At 61.5% G+C, this 22620-nt stretch carries 23 protein-coding genes and 1 pseudogene; 9 read left to right on the top strand and 15 right to left on the bottom strand.

Annotated elements, in window-relative coordinates; translation table 11 throughout:
* Entirely contained in the window at positions 1 to 1704 is a 1704-nt protein-coding gene (gene pilB / locus HZR81_RS18065) for a type IV-A pilus assembly ATPase PilB (RefSeq protein WP_500128892.1), read from the bottom strand.
* A 226-nt stretch (positions 1705 to 1930) separates the two neighbouring features.
* Here pilB and HZR81_RS18060 point away from each other — a divergent pair, with 226 nt between their 5' ends.
* The gene (locus HZR81_RS18060) at positions 1931 to 2416 is read left to right on the top strand and encodes a pilin (RefSeq protein WP_500128891.1); all 486 of its coding nucleotides are present in this window, start codon (positions 1931 to 1933) and stop codon (positions 2414 to 2416) included.
* A gap of 656 nt (positions 2417 to 3072) precedes the next feature.
* A pseudogene (locus tag HZR81_RS18055) lies at positions 3073 to 3491 on the top strand (REP-associated tyrosine transposase).
* Between the two features lie 99 nt (positions 3492 to 3590).
* Here HZR81_RS18055 and cysN read toward each other — a convergent pair.
* The 3 genes from cysN to HZR81_RS18040 form a co-directional block, all read right to left on the bottom strand.
* Complete coding sequence (cysN, locus tag HZR81_RS18050) at positions 3591 to 5489, bottom strand: sulfate adenylyltransferase subunit CysN (RefSeq protein WP_500128890.1); 1899 nt, start codon at positions 5487 to 5489, stop codon at positions 3591 to 3593.
* Positions 5490 to 5501: 12 nt separating this feature from the next.
* On the bottom strand, positions 5502 to 6419 hold the full coding sequence (gene cysD, locus HZR81_RS18045) for a sulfate adenylyltransferase subunit CysD (RefSeq protein WP_110777989.1): 918 nt from the start codon (positions 6417 to 6419) through the stop codon (positions 5502 to 5504).
* A 192-nt stretch (positions 6420 to 6611) separates the two neighbouring features.
* A complete protein-coding gene (locus HZR81_RS18040) occupies positions 6612 to 7370 on the bottom strand; it encodes a Nif3-like dinuclear metal center hexameric protein (RefSeq protein ID WP_444816475.1) in 759 nt (252 codons plus the stop codon).
* A gap of 155 nt (positions 7371 to 7525) precedes the next feature.
* On the opposite strand from HZR81_RS18040, the gene algW reads away from it, so the two are divergent.
* Positions 7526 to 8677, top strand: a complete 1152-nt coding sequence (algW, locus tag HZR81_RS18035; RefSeq protein ID WP_500128889.1) for a Do family serine endopeptidase AlgW — start codon at positions 7526 to 7528, stop codon at positions 8675 to 8677.
* Between the two features lie 46 nt (positions 8678 to 8723).
* On the opposite strand, the gene hisC is transcribed toward algW, so the two are convergent.
* From hisC to HZR81_RS17980, 11 genes are all read right to left on the bottom strand, one after another.
* Entirely contained in the window at positions 8724 to 9770 is a 1047-nt protein-coding gene (gene hisC / locus HZR81_RS18030; protein WP_125850622.1) for a histidinol-phosphate transaminase, read from the bottom strand.
* A 112-nt stretch (positions 9771 to 9882) separates the two neighbouring features.
* Positions 9883 to 11190 carry a histidinol dehydrogenase gene (gene hisD, locus HZR81_RS18025; RefSeq protein WP_125877178.1) on the bottom strand — a complete coding sequence of 436 codons (1308 nt, stop codon included), beginning with the start codon at positions 11188 to 11190 and terminating at the stop codon, positions 9883 to 9885.
* A 169-nt stretch (positions 11191 to 11359) separates the two neighbouring features.
* Positions 11360 to 11992: an ATP phosphoribosyltransferase gene (gene hisG, locus HZR81_RS18020; RefSeq protein ID WP_500128888.1), complete on the bottom strand. Its 633-nt coding sequence runs from the start codon at positions 11990 to 11992 to the stop codon at positions 11360 to 11362.
* Between the two features lie 81 nt (positions 11993 to 12073).
* On the bottom strand, positions 12074 to 13339 hold the full coding sequence (murA, locus tag HZR81_RS18015; RefSeq protein WP_063544432.1) for a UDP-N-acetylglucosamine 1-carboxyvinyltransferase: 1266 nt from the start codon (positions 13337 to 13339) through the stop codon (positions 12074 to 12076).
* Between the two features lie 103 nt (positions 13340 to 13442).
* Entirely contained in the window at positions 13443 to 13682 is a 240-nt protein-coding gene (locus HZR81_RS18010; protein WP_013981933.1) for a BolA family protein, read from the bottom strand.
* Between the two features lie 91 nt (positions 13683 to 13773).
* Complete coding sequence (locus tag HZR81_RS18005) at positions 13774 to 14265, bottom strand: phosphate-starvation-inducible protein PsiE (protein ID WP_500128887.1); 492 nt, start codon at positions 14263 to 14265, stop codon at positions 13774 to 13776.
* Positions 14266 to 14280: 15 nt separating this feature from the next.
* Positions 14281 to 14595 carry an STAS domain-containing protein gene (locus HZR81_RS18000; RefSeq protein WP_102840575.1) on the bottom strand — a complete coding sequence of 105 codons (315 nt, stop codon included), beginning with the start codon at positions 14593 to 14595 and terminating at the stop codon, positions 14281 to 14283.
* Entirely contained in the window at positions 14588 to 15235 is a 648-nt protein-coding gene (locus HZR81_RS17995; protein WP_063544426.1) for an MlaC/ttg2D family ABC transporter substrate-binding protein, read from the bottom strand. The genes HZR81_RS18000 and HZR81_RS17995 overlap by 8 nt, the downstream gene beginning before the upstream one ends.
* Positions 15236 to 15246: 11 nt before the next feature.
* Positions 15247 to 15705 carry an outer membrane lipid asymmetry maintenance protein MlaD gene (gene mlaD, locus HZR81_RS17990; protein ID WP_500128886.1) on the bottom strand — a complete coding sequence of 153 codons (459 nt, stop codon included), beginning with the start codon at positions 15703 to 15705 and terminating at the stop codon, positions 15247 to 15249.
* Complete coding sequence (gene mlaE / locus HZR81_RS17985; RefSeq protein WP_102840572.1) at positions 15705 to 16502, bottom strand: lipid asymmetry maintenance ABC transporter permease subunit MlaE; 798 nt, start codon at positions 16500 to 16502, stop codon at positions 15705 to 15707. The genes mlaD and mlaE overlap by 1 nt, the downstream gene beginning before the upstream one ends.
* On the bottom strand, positions 16495 to 17310 hold the full coding sequence (locus HZR81_RS17980) for an ATP-binding cassette domain-containing protein (RefSeq protein WP_063544419.1): 816 nt from the start codon (positions 17308 to 17310) through the stop codon (positions 16495 to 16497). Before HZR81_RS17980 ends, mlaE begins: the two co-directional genes overlap by 8 nt.
* Positions 17311 to 17589: 279 nt before the next feature.
* On the opposite strand from HZR81_RS17980, the gene HZR81_RS17975 reads away from it, so the two are divergent.
* The 6 genes from HZR81_RS17975 (at position 17590) to HZR81_RS17950 (ending at position 22581) form a co-directional block, all read left to right on the top strand.
* On the top strand, positions 17590 to 18564 hold the full coding sequence (locus tag HZR81_RS17975; RefSeq protein ID WP_063544417.1) for a KpsF/GutQ family sugar-phosphate isomerase: 975 nt from the start codon (positions 17590 to 17592) through the stop codon (positions 18562 to 18564).
* A complete protein-coding gene (locus HZR81_RS17970; protein ID WP_063544415.1) occupies positions 18564 to 19088 on the top strand; it encodes a KdsC family phosphatase in 525 nt (174 codons plus the stop codon). The genes HZR81_RS17975 and HZR81_RS17970 overlap by 1 nt, the downstream gene beginning before the upstream one ends.
* An 8-nt stretch (positions 19089 to 19096) precedes the next feature.
* Positions 19097 to 19669 carry an LPS export ABC transporter periplasmic protein LptC gene (gene lptC / locus HZR81_RS17965; RefSeq protein WP_063544413.1) on the top strand — a complete coding sequence of 191 codons (573 nt, stop codon included), beginning with the start codon at positions 19097 to 19099 and terminating at the stop codon, positions 19667 to 19669.
* Positions 19656 to 20201: a lipopolysaccharide transport periplasmic protein LptA gene (lptA, locus tag HZR81_RS17960; protein WP_063544412.1), complete on the top strand. Its 546-nt coding sequence runs from the start codon at positions 19656 to 19658 to the stop codon at positions 20199 to 20201. Before lptC ends, lptA begins: the two co-directional genes overlap by 14 nt.
* Positions 20201 to 20926 (top strand): LPS export ABC transporter ATP-binding protein, encoded by a 726-nt coding sequence (gene lptB / locus HZR81_RS17955; protein WP_500128885.1) that lies wholly within the window; start codon positions 20201 to 20203, stop codon positions 20924 to 20926. The genes lptA and lptB overlap by 1 nt, the downstream gene beginning before the upstream one ends.
* 146 nt (positions 20927 to 21072) lie before the next feature.
* Complete coding sequence (locus HZR81_RS17950) at positions 21073 to 22581, top strand: RNA polymerase factor sigma-54 (RefSeq protein WP_063544408.1); 1509 nt, start codon at positions 21073 to 21075, stop codon at positions 22579 to 22581.
* Positions 22582 to 22620 lie beyond the last annotated feature (39 nt).

The raw sequence follows: 22620 nt of genomic DNA, 5'->3' as shown, positions 1-22620 counted from the left end.
CTAATCCTTGGTCACCCGGTTGACTTCTTCCAGGCTGGTCACGCCCTGCATGGCCTTCAGCAACGCCGAGGTCCGCAGATCGTTGAAGCCGTCTTTGCGCATCTGGGTGGAGATATCGATTGAGTTGCCGTCCTCCATGATAATGCGCTGCAGAGCGGGCGTGTTTTTAACCACTTCATAAATACCGACACGGCCTTTGTAACCACCCTTGCAATCGTCGCAGCCGACCGGGCCATAGATTTTGAACGTCCCGATCTTGTCGGCAGGGAAGCCCTCTTCCGACAGCGCCTCGCGCGGCAGATCGATCTCTTTCTTGCAACTGTTACACAGCTTGCGCGCCAGTCGCTGAGCAATGATCAGGTTCACCGACGTAGCGATATTGAACGCTGCCACCCCCATGTTGCGAAGGCGTGTAAGGGTTTCTGCGGCGCTGTTGGTGTGCAGCGTCGACATGACCATATGCCCGGTCTGTGCGGCCTTGATGGCGATTTCGGCAGTTTCCAGGTCGCGAATCTCGCCCACCATGATGATATCGGGGTCCTGCCGCAGAAATGCGCGCAGCGCCTGGGAGAAGTCCATCCCCTGACGGGGATTGACGTTGACCTGGTTGATACCTTCCAGGTTGATTTCCACCGGATCCTCGGCAGTGGAGATATTTACGTCGACCGTATTTAGGATATTGAGACCGGTATAGAGGGATACCGTTTTGCCCGACCCCGTAGGACCGGTTACCAGGATCATGCCCTGTGGCTGCTGAAGCGCCTGCATATAGAGCGCTTTCTGTTCTTCCTCGTACCCCAGCGCATCGATCCCCATCTGCGCACTGGAAGGATCGAGAATACGCATGACAATCTTTTCACCCCAGAGCGTCGGCAGCGTGTTTACGCGAAAATCGATGGCCTTGGTCTTGGACAGCTTCATCTTGATCCGGCCGTCCTGCGGCTTGCGCCGCTCGGAAATATCCAGCCCAGCCATCACCTTCAGCCGCGCAGAAATGCGAGGCGCGAGCTGGATGGGCGGGCGAGCGATCTCGTGAAGGATGCCATCGGTGCGGAAGCGGACCCGGTAGGCCTTCTCATACGGCTCGAAGTGCAGGTCTGACGAGCCGCCGCGAATGGCGTCGAGCAACATCTTATTAACGAAGCGGACGACCGGAGCATCGTCTGCGGCGTCTCCGGCATCATCGCTGGATGCATCATCCGAGACGGTCTGGACGTCAACCCCATCAAGATCGACATTCTCTAAGTCATCCAGCCCCGTCGTGGCGCTTTCGAAGAACTTATCAATGGCATTCCCGAGTTTGTCATCTTCAACAAGGATGGCCTCGGTGGTCAGTCCGGTGCTGAACTGAATATCCGTTACGGCCTGATGGTTGGTAGGGTCGGACACCGCCACAAACAGCTTATGGCCCCGTTTGACCAAAGGGAGCACCCGATGCTGTCGCGCCAGCTTTTCGGATACCACATCCTTTAACTGGCTTTCCTTGTCCAGTGCATTGAGGTCCATATAGGCCACGCCGAACTGGTCAGCCGCCAGCTCCGCCACGGCACGCCCGCTGGCGAGCTTGTTCTGGACCACATAGGTCACCAACGACAGTTTGTTTCGCACGGCTTGCTGGTGTGCTTGCTGAGCCGTCCGGTCATCGAGCAGGCCGGCCAGCACCATCTGCTTGGCCAGGCCGGAGAGGGCAACGTTGTCAGTCATGGGCGAGAATTCGTCTGGATTAATGCCCGCCTTATAGCGCAGATAGGCAGACGTGCCAAACCGCGCCGAACCAGGTGACAAACTTTGTCAGAAGCGCGCGAATCGAGGCAGCGTGCATGGTTCGCATTGCCTCGCTGAGCCCCGCAAATAGGCGGCTTAAGAAGTTGGCATGCCGAGTGCAGTAGGCACAGCAGGCTGACTGCCTGAACATCTCAAGGAGAAGCACATGAAAGCGCAGATGCAAAAAGGTTTTACCCTGATTGAATTGATGATCGTTGTGGCGATCATTGGTATTTTGGCTGCAATTGCGATCCCGCAATATCAGAACTATGTGGCTCGCTCTCAGGTTTCACGAGTAATGTCGGAGACTGCCGCCTTGAAAACTGCGGTTGAAGCCTGCATTAACGACGGTCGTTTGACCGTTGGCCCTGCGGCAGGGAACTGCGATCCAGGCGCAACCGGATCTAATCTTCTCGCCACCGCGACAGGTACTAGCGCAATGGTATCGGGCACCCCTCAGACTGGCCAGGGCACCCCTTCTGTTACTAGCCCTTTGACTGCTACCACCGTGATCACCGCCACGTTCGGGAACAATGCAGCAGCCGTCCTTCAAGCGACCCCTTCGACTCTGACTTGGACTCGTGACGCCAACGGCGGTTGGGTCTGTGCGTCCACCGCGCCGGCCAACCTTCGCCCGGCAGGATGTCAGTAAGACCTGTAGTCTAACCCTGTAACACGGCGGATCAATTTGTAGGATGGTTTAACGAAGCGTAAGCCAGCGCCCTTCAAATACCGGCCCGCCATTGCATACCAAACGCCTCGCCTTCGTGCGGGGCGTTTTGCTGTTTGGCCGCAACCCTGTAGCCCTCTAGGGCGGGTGAAACCCGCGCGGTTACACATCGCCCGACCGGAGCGCAAAACCCTGCCCTCACCGGCGGGGTTTTTGTTTTTTATGGGCATCGACGGTAAATGCCCCAATCATGACGTAAATATGCTTACGGCCTCAATGACGTTTCTCTTCGCGCCGACCCGCTTTCGGCGGGTTTCACCCGCCCTGCGTTTGCGTTGGCACCGTTCAAGCCGCGCGGTTACACATCGCCTGATCGAAGCACCAAACCCCGCTATAACAGGCCGGGTTTTTCTGCTTCGGCACTCATGGGCAATCTTGGCGACATCGGGTCGATGCTCGCTGATATTTCGCGCCGTGCCGACCCATGCTCGGCGGGTTGCACCCGCCCTACGATTACTCAACATTGTGCGCGTTGGTAGCCACACCTCGGTACGGCTGGTCGATTAGTAAGATGGAATCGCCGGAGGCTGCGATTGATCTCGCCTACATTTCAAGCAACTGCAACACGGGAGGCAAGGATGCCTAACTACCGTCGCGCCCTCGCCTCGGGGGCGAGCTGGTTTTTCACTGTGAATCTGCCGGAGCGACGCGGCAACGATTTGCTGGTGCGGTATTGCGGTGGCGGCTGATCAAAACGTTCTTCAGCCGCGCTTTGCCTCCTAGCGAATATCGATCGCCGGTGCGCCTGCAACGAGGTGAGCGCGGTGTCTGGCAACGTCGCTACTGGGAGCACATGATCCGCGATGAAAGCGACTTCCGTCGGCATGTCGATTACGTTCACGTCAATCCACTCAAGTACGGCCTGGTTCGGCGCGTATGCGATTGGCCCTATTCCAACTTTCATCGTGACGTGCGTGCGGGACTCTACCCTGCCGACTGGGCAGGCGATCCGTGGCTTCTCGCCCCTGGCGCAGAGCGTGGGCCTCGTGACACATAGCCTCTGTCGGATTACGCCTTCGGCTAATCCAACCTACGTTGCTTGGCACTTTGTAATGGCGGTAAATCAGCCCAAACAAAAACGTCAACGAAGGCTCGCTTAGATCGCGCCGCGCTTACGCAGCAAATCAATCACCTGCTTGGCACCCTCTTCCACGCTCAGCGACTCGGTGTCGATGACGAGGTCGGCATTACTCGGGATGTCGTACGGAAAGGACTCGCCCGGAATGTTATCCCCACCGGCCGCATACAACCCCTGCGGATCGCGCTGGCGGCAGGCTTGCGGGGAGGCCTGGACGTAGACGGTGATCAGACGCTCAGCGCCGATCAATGCCTTGGCCTGTTCGCGACCCTCCGCGTCTGGTGCAACGAACGCGGCCAGGGTGATCAGGCCCGCTTCGTTGAACTGGCGTGCGACGTGGGCGGCGCGGCGCCAGTTCTCGGTACGGCCGGCGCGGTCCTGCGGTAGGCCTTTGTTCAGGTCGTGGCGCAGGTTCTGGCCGTCGAGGACGTAAACCGCACGCCCCATATCGAACAGCTTGCGCTCCACCGCATAAGCCAGCGTGCTCTTGCCAGCGCCGGAAAGGCCGGTGAACAACACGGTCGCCGGCTGCTGGCCGAAGCGTGTGGCACGCTCGTCGGTAGAGACGTGGGCCAGGGCGCCATGATGACCACCCGAACCATGGGCAACCGGGTCGGCGATGATCATGCCGGCGCCGACGGTACCATTGGTGAGGCGATCGATGACGATGAAGGCGCCAGTGGTGCGGTTCTGCTCGTAGCCATCCAAAGCGATCGGCGCGTCCAGGCTGACCTTGACCTTGCCGATCTCGTTGAGCTGCAGGCTACTCGCCGCGCCCTTCTCCAGCGTGTTCACATCCACCGTGTGAGTGATGCTGGCAATCGAGCCCGGCACATAGCTGGTGGCGCGCTTGATGTCGTACTTCTTGCCCGGCAGCATCGGCTCTTCGCCCATCCACACCAGCATTGCCTCGAAACCATCGGCGATACGCGGACGGCTGTCGGCATGTACCAGCATGTCACCGCGTGACACGTCGATCTCGTCTTCCAGAGTCAGAGTAATGGCTTCGCCTGGCGTGGCCTGCTCCAGCTCGCCGTCGAAGGTGACGATGGATTTCACTCGACTAGTCTTGCCGGACGGCAGCACGGCGATCTCGTCGCCCTTGCGCACGATGCCGCTGGCCAGGGTGCCGGCGAAACCACGGAAGTTCAGGTTCGGACGATTGACGTACTGCACAGGGAAACGCAGATCATCGAAGTTACGGTCGCCGGCAATCTCGACGCTCTCGAGAATTTCCATCAGCGATTGCCCCTGGTACCAGGGTGCGCGCTCGCTGCGATTGACCACGTTGTCGCCCTTGAGCGCGGACATCGGCACGAAGTGCAGCGACGACGGCGTGAGCTCGATGCGCTCGGCAAACGCCAGGTAGTCGGCTTTGATCTTCTCGAAGACGTCCTGATCGAAGTTCATCAGGTCCATCTTGTTGATGGCAACGACGATGTGCTTGATGCCCAGCAGCGAGGTGATGAAGCTGTGGCGCTTGGTCTGAGTCTGCACGCCATAGCGGGCATCGACCAGAATGATCGCCAGGTCGCAGGTGGACGCGCCGGTGGCCATGTTGCGGGTGTACTGCTCGTGGCCGGGGGTATCGGCAATGATGAACTTGCGCTTTGCCGTGGAGAAATAACGGTAGGCCACATCGATAGTGATGCCCTGCTCACGCTCGGCCTGCAGACCATCGACCAGCAGCGCCAGATCGACGTCCTCGCCAGTGGTACCGACCTTCTTCGAATCGCGGGTAATGGCCTCCAGATGGTCCTCGTAGATCATCTTCGAGTCATGCAGCAGGCGGCCGATCAACGTGCTCTTGCCGTCGTCGACGTTGCCGCAGGTGAGGAAACGCAGGAGCTCCTTGCGCTCGTGCTGCGCCAGGTACGCGAGGATGTCCTGGCCGATCAAATCTGACTGATGAGACATGGTGCGCGATCCTTAGAAGTAACCCTGGCGTTTCTTTTCTTCCATCGACCCGGTGGCATCGTGGTCAATGACGCGGCCCTGACGCTCGGATGTCCGGGTCAGCAGCATTTCCTGAATGATCTCCGGCAAAGTGGTGGCGGTGGATTCCACCGCGCCGGTCAGCGGATAGCAACCGAGGGTACGGAAGCGCACCATCTTCTTGTGGATGCCGGCCTTCTGCTCGGGTGTCAGATGCTCGAGGATGCGCTCATCGTCGATCATCACCAGCGTGCCGTTAAGCTCCACCACTTCCCGCTCGGCCGCGAAATACAGCGGCACGATCGGAATCTGCTCCAGGTAGATGTACTGCCAGATATCCAGCTCGGTCCAGTTGGAGAGCGGGAACACGCGAATCGACTCGCCTTTTTTGACCTTGCCGTTATAGAGGTTCCATAGCTCGGGACGCTGGTTCTTCGGATCCCAGCGGTGCTTGCTGTCCCGGAAGGAATAGACGCGCTCCTTGGCCCGGGACTTCTCTTCATCGCGACGGGCGCCACCGAAGGCAGCATCAAAGCCGTACTTGTCCAGCGCCTGCTTGAGTCCTTCGGTTTTCATCACGTCGGTGTGCTTGGCACTGCCGTAGGTGAAGGGATTCATGTCCTGCGCCACACCCTCGGGGTTGATGTGGGTGATCAATTCAAGGCCCATTTCCTCGACCATCCGGGAGCGGAAAGCGTACATCTCCTGGAATTTCCAGCGCGTGTCGACGTGCAGCACCGGAAATGGCAGCTTGCCCGGAAAGAAGGCTTTGCGCGCCAGATGCAGCATCACGGCCGAATCCTTGCCGATGGAATAGAGCATCACCGGGTTACCGAACTCGGCGGCGACCTCGCGGATGATATGGATGCTTTCCGCCTCCAGCTGTTTCAGATGCGTCAGTTTGTCGACCATGGCTACTCACGATTTGGCAGGTGGACGGCCGGCCGGCCGTTGATTGGGCGCAACTCTAACACGGCCTTAAATTCTAATCAGGCCGCGTTTTAGATCTAAAAGCTATAGATTTATATCGAGCAGGAGTACGAAGCGGCCGCATCAGGCCGCTGACTCGACGAGCGCCAACAAGACCTCATCAGCCGGATAAGCTCACGCCGGATTGGGGCAGTCGATGAAGCGATGCTCGATTCCGAACTGTCGCGCCAGGTAATCGCCGAGCGCCTGAACCCCGTACCGCTCGGTGGCATGGTGCCCCGCCGCGAAGAAGCTCAAACCGTTTTCCCGGGCGATGTGCGCGGTAGGCTCGGAGATTTCGCCCGTGATGTAGGCGTCCACGCCGGCGGCGACGGCCTTGTCGATATAACCCTGGGCACCACCGGTGCACCAGGCGACGCGACGGATCGGACCCCGGCCTTCGACCATCAATGGCTGGCGCCCGAGCGCTTGCTGTATGCGGTGCATGAACTCGGCCGGCGCCAGCGGCTGCTCCAGCGACCCGACCAACCCGACCGAACGCGGATTCTCCGGCTCCAGTCCACCTTCGATGCATAGCCCCAGCAACTTGCCCAGCTGGACGTTATTGCCGACCTCGGGGTGCACATCGAGTGGCAGATGATAGGCGAGCAAGGAAATGTCGTGCCCCAGCAATGTCTTCAAACGACGCTGCTTCATTCCGACGATGCGCGCATCCTCGTTCTTCCAGAAGTAGCCGTGGTGCACCAGCACCAGGTCGGCATCAGCCTCGACGGCAGCATCGAGCAGTGCCTGGCTGGCCGTCACACCACTGACGATACGGGCGACCCGAGGACGCCCTTCGACCTGAAGACCGTTGGGACAGTAATCTGCAATCCTTCCGGCCTCCAGATAGCGGTCCGCCTCCTGGACCAGCGTGCTAAGCGAAACAGTCACGTCGACCTCTCCTTCGCTGCAGCGAGCCCGCGGCAATGACCAGTGCGCTGCTGCAAATCATGAATGCGAAGCTGCATTTCAGTTCGAGCTTCGTATAATGCCGCCACCTTAAGGCGCGCTCCCCGCGCCCGCAACTCTGTCCGGATTCCCGCGCGATGTTCAATGCCCTGCGTTTCCTAGGCTGGCCGCTGCTGGTCGGCATACTCGTAGCACTGCTGATCATCCAGCGCTACCCGCAGCTGGTGGGGATCACCGAACCGGATATTGGTCTCCAGCAGGCGCCCCTAATAGCCGCCGGCTCCCAGCAGGGACCCTATTCGTACGCCAATGCCGTGGCTTCGGCGGCACCGGCCGTTGCCAATCTCTATACCACCAAGGTCATCGAGAAGACGGAGCAGCAACCGCCTTTGGCCAAAGACCCGCTGTTCCAGCGCTTTTTCAACGACAACCTGCCACGGCAGCGGCGCATGGAGTCGAGCCTCGGCTCGGCAGTCATCATGAGCCCCGAGGGCTACCTGCTGACCAACAATCACGTTACAGCCAATGCCGAGCAGATCGTCGTGGCGCTCAAGGATGGCCGCGAGACCCTGGCCAGGGTGATCGGCAGTGATCCGGAAACCGACCTCGCGGTCCTCAAGATCGACCTGGCCGAGCTTCCGGCGATAACCCTTGGCCACTCCGATCGCATCCGCGTCGGTGATGTCACGCTGGCAATCGGCAACCCATTCGGGGTCGGCCAGACCGTGACCATGGGCATCATCAGCGCCACCGGACGCAACCAGCTGGGCCTCAATACGTACGAAGACTTCATCCAGACCGACGCCGCGATCAATCGTGGCAACTCGGGCGGCGCACTGGTCGATGCCGGCGGCAACCTCATCGGTATCAACACCGCGATCATTTCCGAGTCCGGCGGCTCACAGGGCATCGGCTTCGCCATCCCGGTGAAGCTTGCGCTGGAGGTGATGAAATCGATCATCGAGCATGGCCAGGTAATTCGCGGCTGGCTCGGCGTGGAGGTGCAATCGCTGACCCAGGAGCTTGCCGAGTCGTTCGGCCAGGAAGGCCGCCCGGGCATCGTCGTCGCGGGCGTTTACCGCGACGGTCCGGCTGCTCGTGCCGGGCTGCAGCCGGGCGATCTGATCCTGAGCATCGACGGCGTACAGTCGGCCGACGGACGCAGCTCGATGAACCAGGTTGCCCGCGCCCGCCCAGGCGAGAAGATCGATATCGACATTCTGCGCAACGGCAAACCGCTGACGTTGACGGCGGAAGTGGGCATGCGCCCGCCAGTGGCGCCGAAGTAACCCGGGACGCCCCCGAAAAACCACCGGAGGACGCGCGCGCCCTGCGTTAGCCGAGCGCCTCGAGCAGAGCCTGGTTCTGTTCCGGCGTGCCGATGGTGATGCGCAGGAACTGCTCGATGCGCGGCTGCTTGAAGTGACGCACGATCACGCCCTGCTCGCGCAGCGCTGCGGCGATGGCGGCGGCGTCGCGCTGAGGGTGACGCGCGAAAATGAAGTTCGCTGCCGACGGCAGCACCTCGAAGCCGCGCTCGTGAAGCGCCGCCACCACCGCCTCGCGGCTGGCGATGACCTGCCGGCAGGTCTGCTCGAAATACTCACGATCCGCGAACGCTGCAGCCGCGCCGGCAATGGCGATGCGGTCCAGCGGGTAGGAGTTGAAGCTGTTCTTGATCCGCTCCAGCGCCTCGATCAGGTCCGGATGTCCTACCGCCAGGCCGACCCGCAGACCGGCCAGCGAGCGTGACTTGGAAAGCGTCTGGGTGACCAGCAGGTTCGGATAGCGATCGACCAGCGCAATCGCCGACTCGCCACCGAAGTCCACATAGGCCTCGTCGACCAGCACGACGGACTCGCTATTGGCCTGCAGCAATCGCTCGATAGCCTCAAGCGGCAGCAGGCAACCAGTCGGGGCGTTCGGGTTGGGAAAGATGATGCCGCCGTTCGGCCGCTGATAATCCGCCACGTCGATCTGGAACTGCTCGTTCAGCGCAACGGTTTGGTAGTCGATGCCGTACAGGCCGCAATAGACCGGGTAGAAGCTGTATGTCACGTCCGGAAACAGCAGCGGGCGGCCATGCTGGAACAGGCCGTGAAAGGCATGCGCCAGCACTTCGTCCGAGCCGTTGCCGACGAACACCTGCGCCATCTGCACACCGTAGTAGTCCGCCACAGCCTGCTTCAGGCGCTCGCCGTTGGGGTCAGGATAGAGCCGCAGGCCGTCGTCGATTTCCGCCTGCATGGCGGCGATTGCCCGCGGCGACGGGCCATAGGGATTCTCATTGGTGTTGAGCTTGACCAGCTTGCTCAACTTGGGCTGCTCGCCCGGCACATAGGGCACCAGGTCCTTGACGAAGGGGCTCCAGAATTTGCTCACCGCCCTTCTCTCCTCGAATTCGATCTGCTTGGCGTAGGGTGGAAATCGCGTGACGCTTTCCACCAGTAACATCAGGCGGAAGGGGCCGGCGGCCTCGCTCCCACCTTACGGCTTACTTGATCCGATACTCGGCGCTGCGCGCGTGAGCGGTCAGCGATTCACCACGAGCCAGAACCGATGCCACCTTGCCCAGCGTCGAGGCCCCCTCGGCCGAGCAATTGATGATCGACGAGCGCTTCTGGAAGTCATACACACCCAGCGGCGAGGAGAAACGTGCAGTCCCCGAAGTCGGCAGCACGTGGTTGGGGCCGGCGCAATAGTCGCCCAGCGCCTCGGCGGTGTAGCGCCCCATGAAGATCGCGCCGGCATGGCGAATCTGCGGCAGCCACTGCTCCGGTTCGGCGACCGAAAGCTCCAGATGTTCAGGGGCGATGCGGTTGGCCACCTCGATGGCCTGCTGCATGTCGGCCACCTGGATCAGCGCGCCGCGACCTTCGATGGAGGTGCGGGCGATGTCGGCACGCTCCAGCGTCGGCAGCAGGCGGGCGATGCTCTCGGCGACGCGATCGAGGAACGCGGCATCCGGGCTGACCAGGATCGATTGCGCATCCTCATCGTGCTCAGCCTGGGAGAACAGGTCCATGGCGATCCAGTCCGGATCGGTCTGGCCATCACAGACCACGAGGATTTCCGATGGCCCGGCAATCATGTCGATGCCAACCTTGCCGAACACGTGACGCTTAGCGGTAGCGACGTAGATGTTGCCCGGCCCAACGATCTTGTCCACCGGCGGCACGCTCTCGGTGCCGTAGGCCAACGCCGCGACGGCTTGCGCCCCGCCGATGGTGAAGACCCGGTCGACGCCGGCAATGCAGGCCGCAGCCAGCACCAGCTCGTTGACCTCGCCACGCGGCGTCGGCACCACCATGACCACTTCCGGCACGCCGGCAACCTTGGCCGGAATGGCGTTCATCAGCACAGAAGACGGATAGGAAGCCTTGCCGCCCGGCACGTAGAGGCCGGCGCGATCCAGCGGCGTGACCTTCTGACCGAGCACAGTGCCGTCGGCCTCGGTGTAGGTCCAGGAGTCCTGTTTCTGCCGCTCGTGATAGCTGCGCACGCGCTCGGCAGCGATTTCCAGCGCCTCGCGCTGCTCCGGGGTGATGCGCTCGAGCGCCTGTTCCAGACGCGCGCGCGGCAGGATCAGATCGGCCATGGAGGCGACTTCCAGCGCGTCGAAACGCTGGGTCAGCTCGACGACCGCTGCATCGCCGCGCTCGCGCACGGCCTTGATAATCTCCAGCACCCGCGCGTTAACGCCGTCGTCGGAGACGCTTTCCCAGCTCAGCAGATGGTCCAGATGACGAGCGAAGTCGGCATCGGCAGCGTTGAGTCGGCGAATGGCGGAGGGAGCGGTCATAGCGGGCCTCTTGGTTGGCTAGGCATCGGAAGCAGCCGGCTTCGTTGCAACCGCACGAAGCGCAGGCCGGGCTCTCAGGCGCCGCTAGAATATCAAGCCCACCGTGCGGGCACCTGAGAATTTCAGCTATGGCACGAATAGGCAGGCGCGGCCGCAGCCGCGTGAGATATCAATGCTGATGTTGCTCAACGGCCGCGTGCAGCGTATCGATCAGCGCCTGGATGCGCGCGTGCTGCATCTTCATCGAAGCCTTGTTCACCACCAGGCGCGAGCTGATGTGCGCGATCAGTTCCTGGGGCTCCAGGCCGTTGGCACGTAGCGTGTTGCCGGTGTCGACCACGTCGATGATCTTGTCGGCCAGCCCCACCAGTGGCGCGAGCTCCATGGAGCCGTACAGCTTGATGATGTCGACCTGACGACCCTGCTCGGCGTAATAGCGCTTGGCTACATTGACGAACTTGGTCGCCACACGCAGACGCCCCTTCGGCTCCGGCGCGCCGACCTTGCCGGCGGTCATCAACTTGCAGTTGGCGATCTTCAGGTCGAGCGGCTCGTACAGCCCCTGGCCACCGTACTCCATCAGCACGTCCTTGCCGGCGACGCCAAGGTCGGCCGCGCCATGCTCGACATAGGTCGGCACGTCGGTGGCACGGACGATGAGCAGACGCACGTCATGCTGGGTGGTCGGGATGATCAGCTTGCGGCTCTTGTCCGGATTCTCGGTAGGCTCGATGCCTGCGGCAGCGAGCAGTGGCAGCGTGTCATCGAGAATGCGGCCTTTGGACAGGGCGATGGTGAGCATGGAGCGTTTTCCTTGAACGGCAACGGCCAACCTTGAGCGGCGACCATGTGACCAACTGCGATCTCGCGTAGCAGATCGCTATCAGCCGGGAACGCGGCGAATCTTCGCCCCGAGCAACTGCAGTTTCTCCTCGATGCACTCGTAGCCACGGTCGATGTGGTAGATGCGATCGATCAGCGTATCGCCTTCGGCCACCAGACCGGCGATCACCAGGCTCGCCGAAGCGCGCAGGTCGGTCGCCATGACCGGAGCACCCTTGAGATGATCGACGCCGGTGACGATGGCGGTGTTGCCCTCGACGAGAATCTGCGCCCCCATGCGATTCATCTCGTAGACGTGCATGAAGCGGTTCTCGAAGACCGTTTCGATGACCGTACCGGTGCCCTCGGCAATGGCATTGAGCGCAATGAACTGCGCCTGCATGTCGGTGGGAAACGCCGGGTACGGCGCGGTGCGGACGTTGACCGCCTTCGGCCGCTTGCCCTTCATGTCCAGTTCGATCCAGTCGCTGCCAGTATCGATATGCGCGCCCGCCTCGACCAGCTTGTGCAGCACGGCTTCGAGCAGCGTCGCGTCGGTATCCTTCAGGCGCACGCGACCGCCAGTGGCTGCAGCGGCGACCAGATAGGTGCCGGTCTCGATACGGTCGGGCATCACGCTGTAACGACCACCACCGAGGCGCTTGACGCCATCGATGGTGATGGTGTCGGTTCCGGCACCGGAGACCTTGGCGCCCATGGCATTGAGGAAGTTGGCCAGATCGACCACCTCCGGCTCACGCGCGGCGTTTTCCAGCACGCTGCGGCCGTTGGCCAGCGCCGCGGCCATCATGATGTTCTCGGTACCGGTCACACTGACCGTATCGAAGAAGAAGTGTGCGCCGCGCAGGCCACCGGCCGGCGCCTTGGCCTTGATGTAGCCGCCTTCGACGTCGATCTGTGCACCCATGGCCTCGAGACCGCGGATGTGCAGGTCGACTGGCCGCGATCCAATGGCACAACCACCGGGCAGCGCCACCTCGGCCTCGCCGAAACGCGCGACCATGGGGCCGAGCACGAGAATCGAGGCGCGCATGGTCTTCACCAGCTCGTACGGCGCGACCAGGGTCTTGATGCTGCTGGCGTCAACTTCGACACTGAGCTTCTCGTCGATAACAGGCTGCACGCCCATACGACCGAACAGCTCGATCATCGTGGTGATGTCGTGCAGGTGCGGCAGGTTGCACACCGTAACCGGAGTATCGGCCAGCAAGGTGGCGGCCAGAATCGGCAGAGCGGAGTTCTTTGCACCGGAAATGCGAATCTCGCCATCGAGGCGAATGCCGCCGGTAATGATCAGTTTGTCCATGGAGATTCCCGTAAGCCGCAGGCTCGAAGCACTGTCGAAGGGGGCGGCGCAGTCGGCAAGACGCGCTCTGCCTGGAATGATTGGTTGCGCGGGCTGGAACCGATCAGGCGCGCGCGGCCCAGTCTGTGCGACTGAAGAACTTCATGGTGACGGCGTGGATGCTGCCGTCGGCGATCCATGGATTGAGATGAGCGTAGATCTGCTGCTGACGCTTCACCGGGCTCAGGGCGGCCAGTTCATCACTGATCACGTTGAGCTGGAAGTTGCAGCCTTCGCCTTCCACTTCCACCTGGGTTCCCGGAATCTTCGCTTCCAGGAAATTCTTCACTTCTAGGGCCTGCATGTTCTACCTCGATCGGGCGCAGGACGCGCACGGGCCGGCCATCATACAAAAAAGCCCGAAGGCTGCGAACCCCGAACCTCGCGCGCAGATCTCAATCCAGCGTTTCGGCCCCCTGATCGCGCTCGCGCCGATGCCGCGACAGCCCGCTGTCGCTCTGCACGGCCGGGAAGCGCGAGGAGGCAAAGCGCACCACCAGGATCGCCAGCGCCAGCAGCAGGATCGCGCCCGACACATAGACCACGCCCATGTCCGGACGGTGGTGATGGGAAATATCGGAAATCAGCAGGCGGGTCAGCGCGGTGATCGCCACATAGATCAGGAAGCGCACCGGCATGTGGTTGGTCTTGAAATAGATCCCGACCATCGCGCCCAGCTCGAGATAGATGAACAGCAGCAGGATGTCATCTATCGATATGTGGCCCTTCTCGACCATGTCGAGAAAGGCCATGACCGCAGCCCAGGCCGTCACTGCGCCGATGGCAAACAGCGCCAAGTAGTGGAAGCTCTCGACCAGCAAATTGCCAAGCGATTCAGCGAGCCCATGCACGCCATCGCGCAGGTTTTCCGCCCAGCGCAGTTTCATACGGCTGTCTCCTTGTCAGACCGGGGAAGCGTCCAGCGGCAGGATATCCATAAGGCCGGACACCCTGGCGATCTTCTGCATGTCGTCCGGCAAACCAGTGACACGCAGCTCGACGCCAGCCGCCCTGGCATCGCGCATGAAAGCCAGAAGCAGCGACAGCCCGACACTACTGGAGCGCTCCACGGCGGAGCAATCGAGCGTCAGCGGCGAGCGGCCGCCAGCGATCAGCGACCGGCCGGCTTCACGCAAGGCCGGTCCACTGCGGTAATCCAACACGCCGCGCAGGCGCAGTTCGGCCTCGCCAGAGCGCTCGATCTGCGCCTCACTCATCACCAGCCGCCTGCTGCCCGGCTTCGGTTTCCTTCGCCCGCGCCACCACTTCGGCCCAGCCATCGATGGTCTTGTCCAGATCGCCGCCGTTCTTCTGCATCGAGTCGGCGAACTGGTCACGGAACAGCTTGCCTATGTTGATGCCATTGATGATCACGTTGCGCACGCGCCACTCGCCATCGTTGACCATGGTGTAGGACACCGGATAGATCTCGCCCTGCCGCCCCACCACTTCCATGCCGACACTGGTGCGTTTGGGGTCCTGCTTGCCGCTGGGCGGCAGCACGCGAATCTGCTGGTTGTTGTACTCGAGCAAGGCATTGCCATAGAACTGCATCAGGCTGCGCTTGAAGTTTTCCTGAAAACGCTTCATTTGCTCGGGCGAGGCATTGCGCGAGTACTTGACGGTCATGATGCTGCGAGAGATGCCGTCCGCATCGACTACCGGACCGAGAATCTCATTGAGCGAATCGTAGAACGCCGACGGATCGTTACGGTACTGCTCCTTGTTGGCCTTCAGGTCGGCCAGCAGTTCGTCGGTGGTCTTCTGGATCACCTGATGCGCGCTCAGCGCGGCATGGGAGAACATGGGCAATACGGCCAGCAGAACCAGCAGGCCGCGACGCAGGGCAGTCATCATTCGCTTCTCCTTTACTCTTTATTAACTGAATTGAGCAGGAACTTGCCGATCAGGTCCTCGAGCACCAGCGACGACTGGGTGTCCTGAATGGTGTCACCATCCTTGAGCACTTCGTCGTCGCCGCCCACGCTGATTCCGACATACTTCTCTCCGAGCAGGCCGGCCGTCAGGATCGAGGCCGTGGAATCGGCCGGCAGGATGTTCACATCCTCCTGGATTTCCAGGGTCACCCGTCCGGTATAGCTGTCGCGGTCCAGATCGATCGCGGTGACCTTGCCGATGGTTACGCCAGCCATGGTCACCTTTGATCGGACCGTCAATCCGGCGATATTGTCGAAATAGGCATACAGCTTATAGGTATCGGTGTCGGCCACGCTCAGCCCGCTGACTCGCAGCGACAGCAGCAGCAGGGCCAGCAGGCCGGCGAGCAGGAACAGGCCGACGCCCATCTCCAGAGTGCGGATACGCATCAGAAATCTCCAAACATCAATGCGGTCAAAATGAAGTCGAGCCCAAGCACCGCCAGCGAGGCGTAGACCACGGTTCGGGTCGTGGCGCGGCTGATCCCTTCGGAAGTCGGCTCGCAGTCGTAGCCCTGGAAGACAGCGATCCAGGTCACGACGAAGGCGAATACGACGCTCTTGATCACGCCGTTGAGCACATCCGAGTGAAAGTCGACACTGTTCTGCATGTTGGCCCAGAACGAGCCTTCGTATACGCCGAGCCAGTCAACGGCGACCATCGCTCCGCCCCAGATGCCGACCACATTGAAGATCAGCGTCAGCAACGGCAGGGAAATGAAACCAGCCCACAGGCGCGGCGCGATGATGTATTTCAGCGGGTCGACACCGATCATCTCCAGGCTCGACAACTGCTCGGTTGACTTCATGTTGCCGATCTCGGCCGCCAAGGCCGACCCGGCGCGACCGGCGAACAGCAATGCAGTCACTACCGGCCCCAGCTCACGCAGGAGCGTCAACGCGACCATCTGACCGACAGCCTGCTCGGACCCGTAGCTGCTGAGGATGTTGTAGCCCTGCAGCGCCAGCACCATACCGATGAAGATACCGGACACCACCACGATAGCCAGCGACAGCACCCCCACCGAATAGAGCTGCTTGACCAGCAGGGAAAATCCGTTGCGCAGCCCGCTGCGACCGAACAGGGCGTGCATGAGAAAAAGCGTCGAGCGCCCCAACGCCGCCACGACATCAAGACCGGCACGCCCGAGCAGAGCAATCCGATCCAACAGCGAACGCTTACGCATCACCACCTCCCAGCAGATCATCAGCGTAGGCCGGCGCAGGGAAATGGAATGGAACCGGGCCATCCGCCGAACCTTTCATGAACTGCCGGATACGCGGATTATCCGATTCCATCAGCTCCGCCGGCGTACCCTGCCCCAGGACCTGGGCATCACCCACGACATAGATGTAATCGGCGATGGAGGCAGTCTCTGCCAAGTCGTGCGATACCACGATACTGGTTATTCCCAGCGCATCGTTGAGCAGCCTGATCAGGCGCACCAAGACCCCCATCGCGATCGGGTCCTGTCCGGCGAAAGGCTCGTCATACATCAGAATCTGCGGATCGAGGGCAATCGCCCGCGCCAGCGCAACACGTCGCTTCATGCCACCGGACAGCTCGTCCGGCATCAGCTCGATGGCACCACGCAAGCCGACGGCCTGCAGCTTCATCAGCACGATGTCGCGGATCATTTCGTCCGGCAGCCGGGTATGAACGCGCAGCGGGAATGCGACGTTCTCGAACACATCGAGATCGGTGAACAGCGCACCGCTCTGGAACAGCACGCCCATCTGCTTGCGCATGTCGAACAGCTCGCTGCGCGAGAGGCTCGGCAGGTTCTGCCCGGTCACCCAGACCTCACCGCGCGAAGGCATCAGCTGGGCGGCGATCAGCCGCAGTAGCGTCGTCTTTCCGCATCCCGACGGCCCCATGATGGCCGTTACCTTCCCTCGCGGAATGGCGATATCGACGTTATTGAAGATACTCCGCTCGCCGCGCATGAAGGTTACTCCCTTCAGCTCGACCGCGTAGTCGTTGCAGGCGCTCATCTGGTCTCCTTGCATGCAGTCTGCGAAACAGACGGCTCCCGATGACGCCGGGATACTTTCTGCCCTGACCGTTTTCGGCGGCGCACTATAGCACCGCGCCCGAAAGCGCCCAACCGAGGAGCGCTTCCAGCAATGACCTGGCGACGACTCGTTCAGCTTCGGTTCAGCCAACAATGATCGAATCAACCGAACGTAGCCGAGCAGCACCGACATTTTCGATGAGCCACAGACGGTTTCTCGCTATAATCCACGCCTTTTAATCGGACGACCCCGCCAGCCATGAGCCAGAGCAGCCAACTGATCGAAACCGCGCAACGCACCATTCGCCTGGAAATCGAGGCAGTAGAGCAGCTGAACGCACGGATCGATGCCTCTTTCGTCAAGGCATGCGACCTGATCCTTGCGTGCAAGGGCCGGGTCGTCGTGGTCGGCATGGGCAAATCCGGCCACATCGGCCGCAAGATCGCAGCCACCCTGGCTAGCACCGGCACCGCCGCATTCTTCGTGCATCCCGCCGAGGCCAGCCATGGCGACATGGGCATGATTACCCAGGACGATGTCGTTCTTGCCCTGTCCAACTCCGGCACCACCAGCGAGATCGTCACGCTGCTGCCACTGATCAAGCGCCTTGGCATTACCCTGATCAGCATGACCGGCAACCCCAACTCGGTATTGGCCAAGGCCGCCGCGGTGAACCTGGATGCCAGCGTGGCCATCGAGGCCTGCCCGCTGAACCTCGCACCGACTTCCTCCACTACCGCCAGCCTGGTGCTCGGCGATGCCCTGGCGATCGCCCTGCTCGAGGCCCGCGGCTTCACCGCCGAGGACTTCGCCTTCTCCCACCCCGGCGGCGCACTGGGTCGGCGCCTGCTACTCAAGGTCGAGCATGTGATGCACACCGGCGGTCGCCTGCCCAAAGTGCAACGCGGTACCTCACTGCGCGACGCACTGCTGGAGATGACTCAGAAGGGGCTGGGCATGACGGTGATCGTCGAGGCCGATGGCCGCCTGGCCGGCATTTTTACCGACGGCGACTTGCGCCGCGCGCTGGACAAGGGCGTGGACGTGCGCGAGACCCGTATCGATGAAGTCATGACCGTTCACGGCAAGACCGCTAATGCCGAGATGCTGGCAGCCGAGGCATTGAAGATCATGGAAGACCACAAGATCAGCTCGCTCGTGGTGATCGATGAGCAGGAGCTGCCCATCGGCGCGCTGAACATGCACGACCTGCTGCGTGCGGGGGTCATGTAATGCACGAACATCTTCTGCAGCGCGCACGCGACATCCGCCTGGCCATCTTCGATGTGGATGGCGTGCTGACCGATGGGCGCCTGTACTTTCTGACCGACGGCAGCGAGTTCAAGACTTTCAATACGCTGGACGGCCACGGCATCAAGATGCTGATCAACTCGGGCGTACGCACCGCCATCATCAGCGGCCGCAAGACGCCAGTGGTGGAGCGACGGGCACAGAACCTGGGCATCCAGCACCTGTATCAGGGTCGCGAAGACAAGCTGGTGGTGCTTGACGAGCTGCTGGCCGAACTCGGGCTGAACTACTCTGAAGTGGCCTATCTGGGCGACGACCTGCCCGACCTGCCGGTGATTCGCCGGGTTGGCCTCGGCATGGCTGTGGCCAGCGCCGACAGCTTCGTCCGCGAGCACGCCCACGGCGTTACCCAGGCCCGCGGTGGCGAGGGGGCGGCGCGTGAGTTCTGCGAACTGATCATGCGCGCGCAGGGCACTCTGGCCGCCGCGCAAAACGCATATCTGTAGAGGTCTGCATGCTTCGCAAAATGCGCTTCGCTGTCCTGCTTACGCTGATCGCCGCCCTGCTGGTGGCGGTCGGCTACTGGAACATCCGCCCGGAAAGTTTCATGCAGGAGCCATCCGTCGCCAGCGGCGCAACGCCTGATGTCGACTTCTACGTGATCAATTCCCGCACGGTGCAATATCAGCCCGACGGCAAGCGTAACTACGAACTGACCGCAGACAAGCTCGAGCACATCAAGGCGAGCGACATCAGTCTGCTGACCAAGCCGGATCTGCTGTCCTATCGCGGCACCGAACTGCCGTGGCACGTGCGTAGTGAGCGCGGCGAAGTATCGGCCGAAGGCGACGAAGTGCTGCTGATCGATCAGGTCAAGGTCGAGCGCACCGACGCCAAGGGCCGCCCGACGATCCTTACCACCAGCCGCCTGACGGTGTGGCCGGAGAAGGATTATGCCGAGACAAAGCAAGCCGTTAGAATCGAGGCCGCCAATGGCGTGACCACGGCAACCGGCATGAAAGCGTACATGGATGACGGCAGGATGCTCCTGCTGTCCAACGTAAGAGGCCAGCATGAGCTGCGTTAAGACTCTCCCCCTCCTGCTCGGTTTGAGCGCATTCTGGCTAGGCGCCAGCGCGTGGGCGCTTCCCGAGGACCGTGAACAGCCAATCCGCGTTCAAGCCGACACCGCCGAGCTGGACGACCGACAGGGCGTGGCGGTCTACCGCGGCGACGTGGTCATCACCCAGGGCACGATGAAGATCACCGGCGACACGGTGACCATCACTCAGGACGAGAACGGCGACGTCGAAGTCTTCACCTCCATCGGCAAACCGGCCTACTACGAGCAGAAGCCTGCGGCGGACAAGGAAATCGTCAAAGCCTACGGCCTGACCATCCAGTACTTCGCCGCCAACGAGCGGATCGTGCTCATCGATCAGGCCAAGGTCGTTCAGGAAGGCAACACCTTCGAAGGCGAGAAGATCGTCTATGACACCCGTCGCCAGATCGTCAATGCTGGCCGCGCCACCAACGCCGATGTGACCACGCCGCGCCCACGTGTGGACATGGTCATCCAGCCGCGCAAGAACGGGCAGGCAGCGGAGCAGGCGGAGTAATGGCCGTCCTCAAAGCCCAGCATCTGGCCAAGAGCTACAAGAGCCGCCAGGTCGTCCGTGATGTCAGCCTGTCCATCGAAAGTGGGCAGATCGTCGGCCTGCTCGGCCCCAACGGGGCTGGCAAGACCACGTGTTTCTACATGATCGTCGGCCTGGTGAATGCCGACCAGGGCCGAGTGCTGATCGATCAGAACGACGTGACCCATCTGCCGATGCACGGTCGCGCGCGCGCCGGGATCGGCTATCTGCCGCAGGAGGCTTCGATCTTCCGCAAGCTCTCGGTCGCCGATAACATCATGGCGATTCTCGAGACCCGCAAGGATCTGGACCGTAGCGGCCGCCAGCAGGCGCTGGAAGGCCTGCTGCAGGAGTTCCACATCAACCATATCCGCAACAGCCTCGGCATGAGCCTGTCCGGCGGCGAACGTCGCCGCGTGGAGATCGCCCGTGCGTTGGCTACTGCGCCCAAATTCATCCTCCTCGACGAACCTTTCGCTGGCGTCGATCCGATATCGGTGGGCGACATCAAACAGATCATCCACCACCTCAAGGCCAAGGGCATCGGCGTACTGATCACCGACCACAATGTCCGTGAAACCCTGGACATCTGCGAAACCGCCTACATCGTCAACGATGGCCAACTGATCGCCGAGGGCGACGCCCAAACAATCCTGAGCAACCAACTGGTCAAGGAAGTCTATCTGGGCTACGAATTCCGTCTGTAGAGCCGTTTTTTTGCGCAGCTCGGCAAATCGGCCCTAGGCAAAGGCTTCCTCGGCAGGCATATAATTTGCTTTCTGTTGGCGCCTGGCGCGCCACATGTCGGAACGGGCGCGGTTGCGCCGGCATAAAAGGTTTGAAGTCCTCTGCCATGAAACCATCGCTAGTCCTGAAGATGGGCCAGCAGCTGACGATGACACCGCAGCTGCAACAGGCCATACGCCTCCTCCAGCTATCCACCCTCGATCTGCAACAGGAGATCCAGGAAGCGCTGGATTCCAACCCCATGCTCGAGCGCGAGGAAGACGGCGACGACTTCGACAGCTCCGACCCGATGGCTGAAGCTGCCGACCGCCCAGGTGAGGCCACCAGCGAGAAAAGCGCCACACAGGACAGCACCTACGACGAGCCAGCGCACGGCAGCGAAAGCCTCGACGACGCTGACTGGGGTGAACGCATTCCCAGCGAGCTGCCGGTCGACACCGCCTGGGAGGACATCTACCAGACCAGCGCCAGCAGCCTGCCCAGCAACGATGATGACGAGTGGGACTTCACCAGCCGCACGTCACCTGGCGTCAGCCTGCAGAGCCACTTGCTCTGGCAACTCAATCTCGCGCCGATGAGCGATACCGATCGACTGATCGCCACCACGCTGATCGACTGCATCAACGACCAGGGTTATCTCGAAGAATCGCTCGAGGAAATCACTGACTCGTTCGACCCAGAACTGGAGATCGAACTCGACGAAGTCGAAGTCGTGCTGCATCGCATCCAGCAGTTCGAACCCGCCGGGATCGGCGCGCGCGATCTGCGCGAGTGTCTGCTGCTGCAACTGCGTCAGCTGCCCGAGCGAACTCCCTGGCTGAGCGAAGCGCAGCGCCTGGCCAGCGATTACCTGGATGTCCTCGGCAGCCGCGACTACAACCTGCTGATGCGCCGGATGAAGCTCAAGGAGGACGAGCTACGCCAGGTGATCGAGCTGATCCAGACGCTCAACCCGCGCCCTGGTTCTCAGATCGAAGCGAGCGAGCCGGAATACGTGGTGCCTGACGTGATCGTCCGCAAGCACAACGACCGTTGGCTGGTAGAGCTGAACCAGGACGCCATGCCACGCCTGCGCGTCAATGCGCAGTACGCCAGCTTCGTCAAACGTGCCGACTCCAGTGCCGACAACACCTTCATGCGCAACCAGCTGCAGGAAGCACGCTGGTTCATCAAGAGCCTGCTCAGCCGCAATGAAACGCTGATGAAGGTCGCCACGCAGATCGTCGAGCACCAGCGTGCATTTCTCGAGCATGGTGACGAGGCCATGAAACCGCTGGTGCTGCACGACATCGCCGAAGCGGTGGGCATGCACGAGTCGACCATTTCGCGCGTGACGACCCAGAAATACATGCACACACCGCGCGGCATCTACGAACTCAAGTACTTCTTCTCCAGCCACGTCAGCACGGCCGAAGGCGGGGAATGCTCGTCCACCGCGATCCGCGCGATCATCAAGAAGCTGGTTGCGGCGGAAAACCAGAAAAAGCCGTTGAGCGACAGCAAGATCGCTGGTTTACTGGAAGCGCAGGGCATTCAGGTAGCCCGCCGCACAGTCGCCAAATACCGGGAGTCGCTCGGTATCGCGCCATCCAGCGAGCGCAAACGATTACTGTGATCGGCCAAGGCCGAAACGTCCCGGCGGCAGGGCTTCGGA

The organism is Pseudomonas sp. LM13, from assembly GCF_041381355.1.
GTDB classification, from domain to species: domain Bacteria; phylum Pseudomonadota; class Gammaproteobacteria; order Pseudomonadales; family Pseudomonadaceae; genus Stutzerimonas; species Stutzerimonas frequens.
The sequence above is the reverse complement of the archived record's forward strand: the minus strand, read 5'-3'. Positions and strand labels throughout refer to the sequence as shown.

Coding starts and splice junctions, on each gene's coding strand:
- pilB (WP_500128892.1), bottom strand. CDS start 1,704: ATGACTGACAACGTTGCCCTCTCCGGCCTGGCCAAGCAGATGGTGCTG.
- HZR81_RS18060 (WP_500128891.1), top strand. CDS start 1,931: ATGAAAGCGCAGATGCAAAAAGGTTTTACCCTGATTGAATTGATGATC.
- cysN (WP_500128890.1), bottom strand. CDS start 5,489: ATGTCTCATCAGTCAGATTTGATCGGCCAGGACATCCTCGCGTACCTG.
- cysD (WP_110777989.1), bottom strand. CDS start 6,419: ATGGTCGACAAACTGACGCATCTGAAACAGCTGGAGGCGGAAAGCATC.
- algW (WP_500128889.1), top strand. CDS start 7,526: ATGTTCAATGCCCTGCGTTTCCTAGGCTGGCCGCTGCTGGTCGGCATA.
- hisD (WP_125877178.1), bottom strand. CDS start 11,190: ATGACCGCTCCCTCCGCCATTCGCCGACTCAACGCTGCCGATGCCGAC.
- hisG (WP_500128888.1), bottom strand. CDS start 11,992: ATGCTCACCATCGCCCTGTCCAAAGGCCGCATTCTCGATGACACGCTG.
- murA (WP_063544432.1), bottom strand. CDS start 13,339: ATGGACAAACTGATCATTACCGGCGGCATTCGCCTCGATGGCGAGATT.
- HZR81_RS18010 (WP_013981933.1), bottom strand. CDS start 13,682: ATGCAGGCCCTAGAAGTGAAGAATTTCCTGGAAGCGAAGATTCCGGGA.
- HZR81_RS18005 (WP_500128887.1), bottom strand. CDS start 14,265: ATGAAACTGCGCTGGGCGGAAAACCTGCGCGATGGCGTGCATGGGCTC.
- HZR81_RS18000 (WP_102840575.1), bottom strand. CDS start 14,595: ATGAGTGAGGCGCAGATCGAGCGCTCTGGCGAGGCCGAACTGCGCCTG.
- HZR81_RS17995 (WP_063544426.1), bottom strand. CDS start 15,235: ATGATGACTGCCCTGCGTCGCGGCCTGCTGGTTCTGCTGGCCGTATTG.
- mlaD (WP_500128886.1), bottom strand. CDS start 15,705: ATGCGTATCCGCACTCTGGAGATGGGCGTCGGCCTGTTCCTGCTCGCC.
- mlaE (WP_102840572.1), bottom strand. CDS start 16,502: ATGCGTAAGCGTTCGCTGTTGGATCGGATTGCTCTGCTCGGGCGTGCC.
- HZR81_RS17980 (WP_063544419.1), bottom strand. CDS start 17,310: ATGAGCGCCTGCAACGACTACGCGGTCGAGCTGAAGGGAGTAACCTTC.
- HZR81_RS17975 (WP_063544417.1), top strand. CDS start 17,590: ATGAGCCAGAGCAGCCAACTGATCGAAACCGCGCAACGCACCATTCGC.
- HZR81_RS17970 (WP_063544415.1), top strand. CDS start 18,564: ATGCACGAACATCTTCTGCAGCGCGCACGCGACATCCGCCTGGCCATC.
- lptC (WP_063544413.1), top strand. CDS start 19,097: ATGCTTCGCAAAATGCGCTTCGCTGTCCTGCTTACGCTGATCGCCGCC.
- lptA (WP_063544412.1), top strand. CDS start 19,656: ATGAGCTGCGTTAAGACTCTCCCCCTCCTGCTCGGTTTGAGCGCATTC.
- lptB (WP_500128885.1), top strand. CDS start 20,201: ATGGCCGTCCTCAAAGCCCAGCATCTGGCCAAGAGCTACAAGAGCCGC.
- HZR81_RS17950 (WP_063544408.1), top strand. CDS start 21,073: ATGAAACCATCGCTAGTCCTGAAGATGGGCCAGCAGCTGACGATGACA.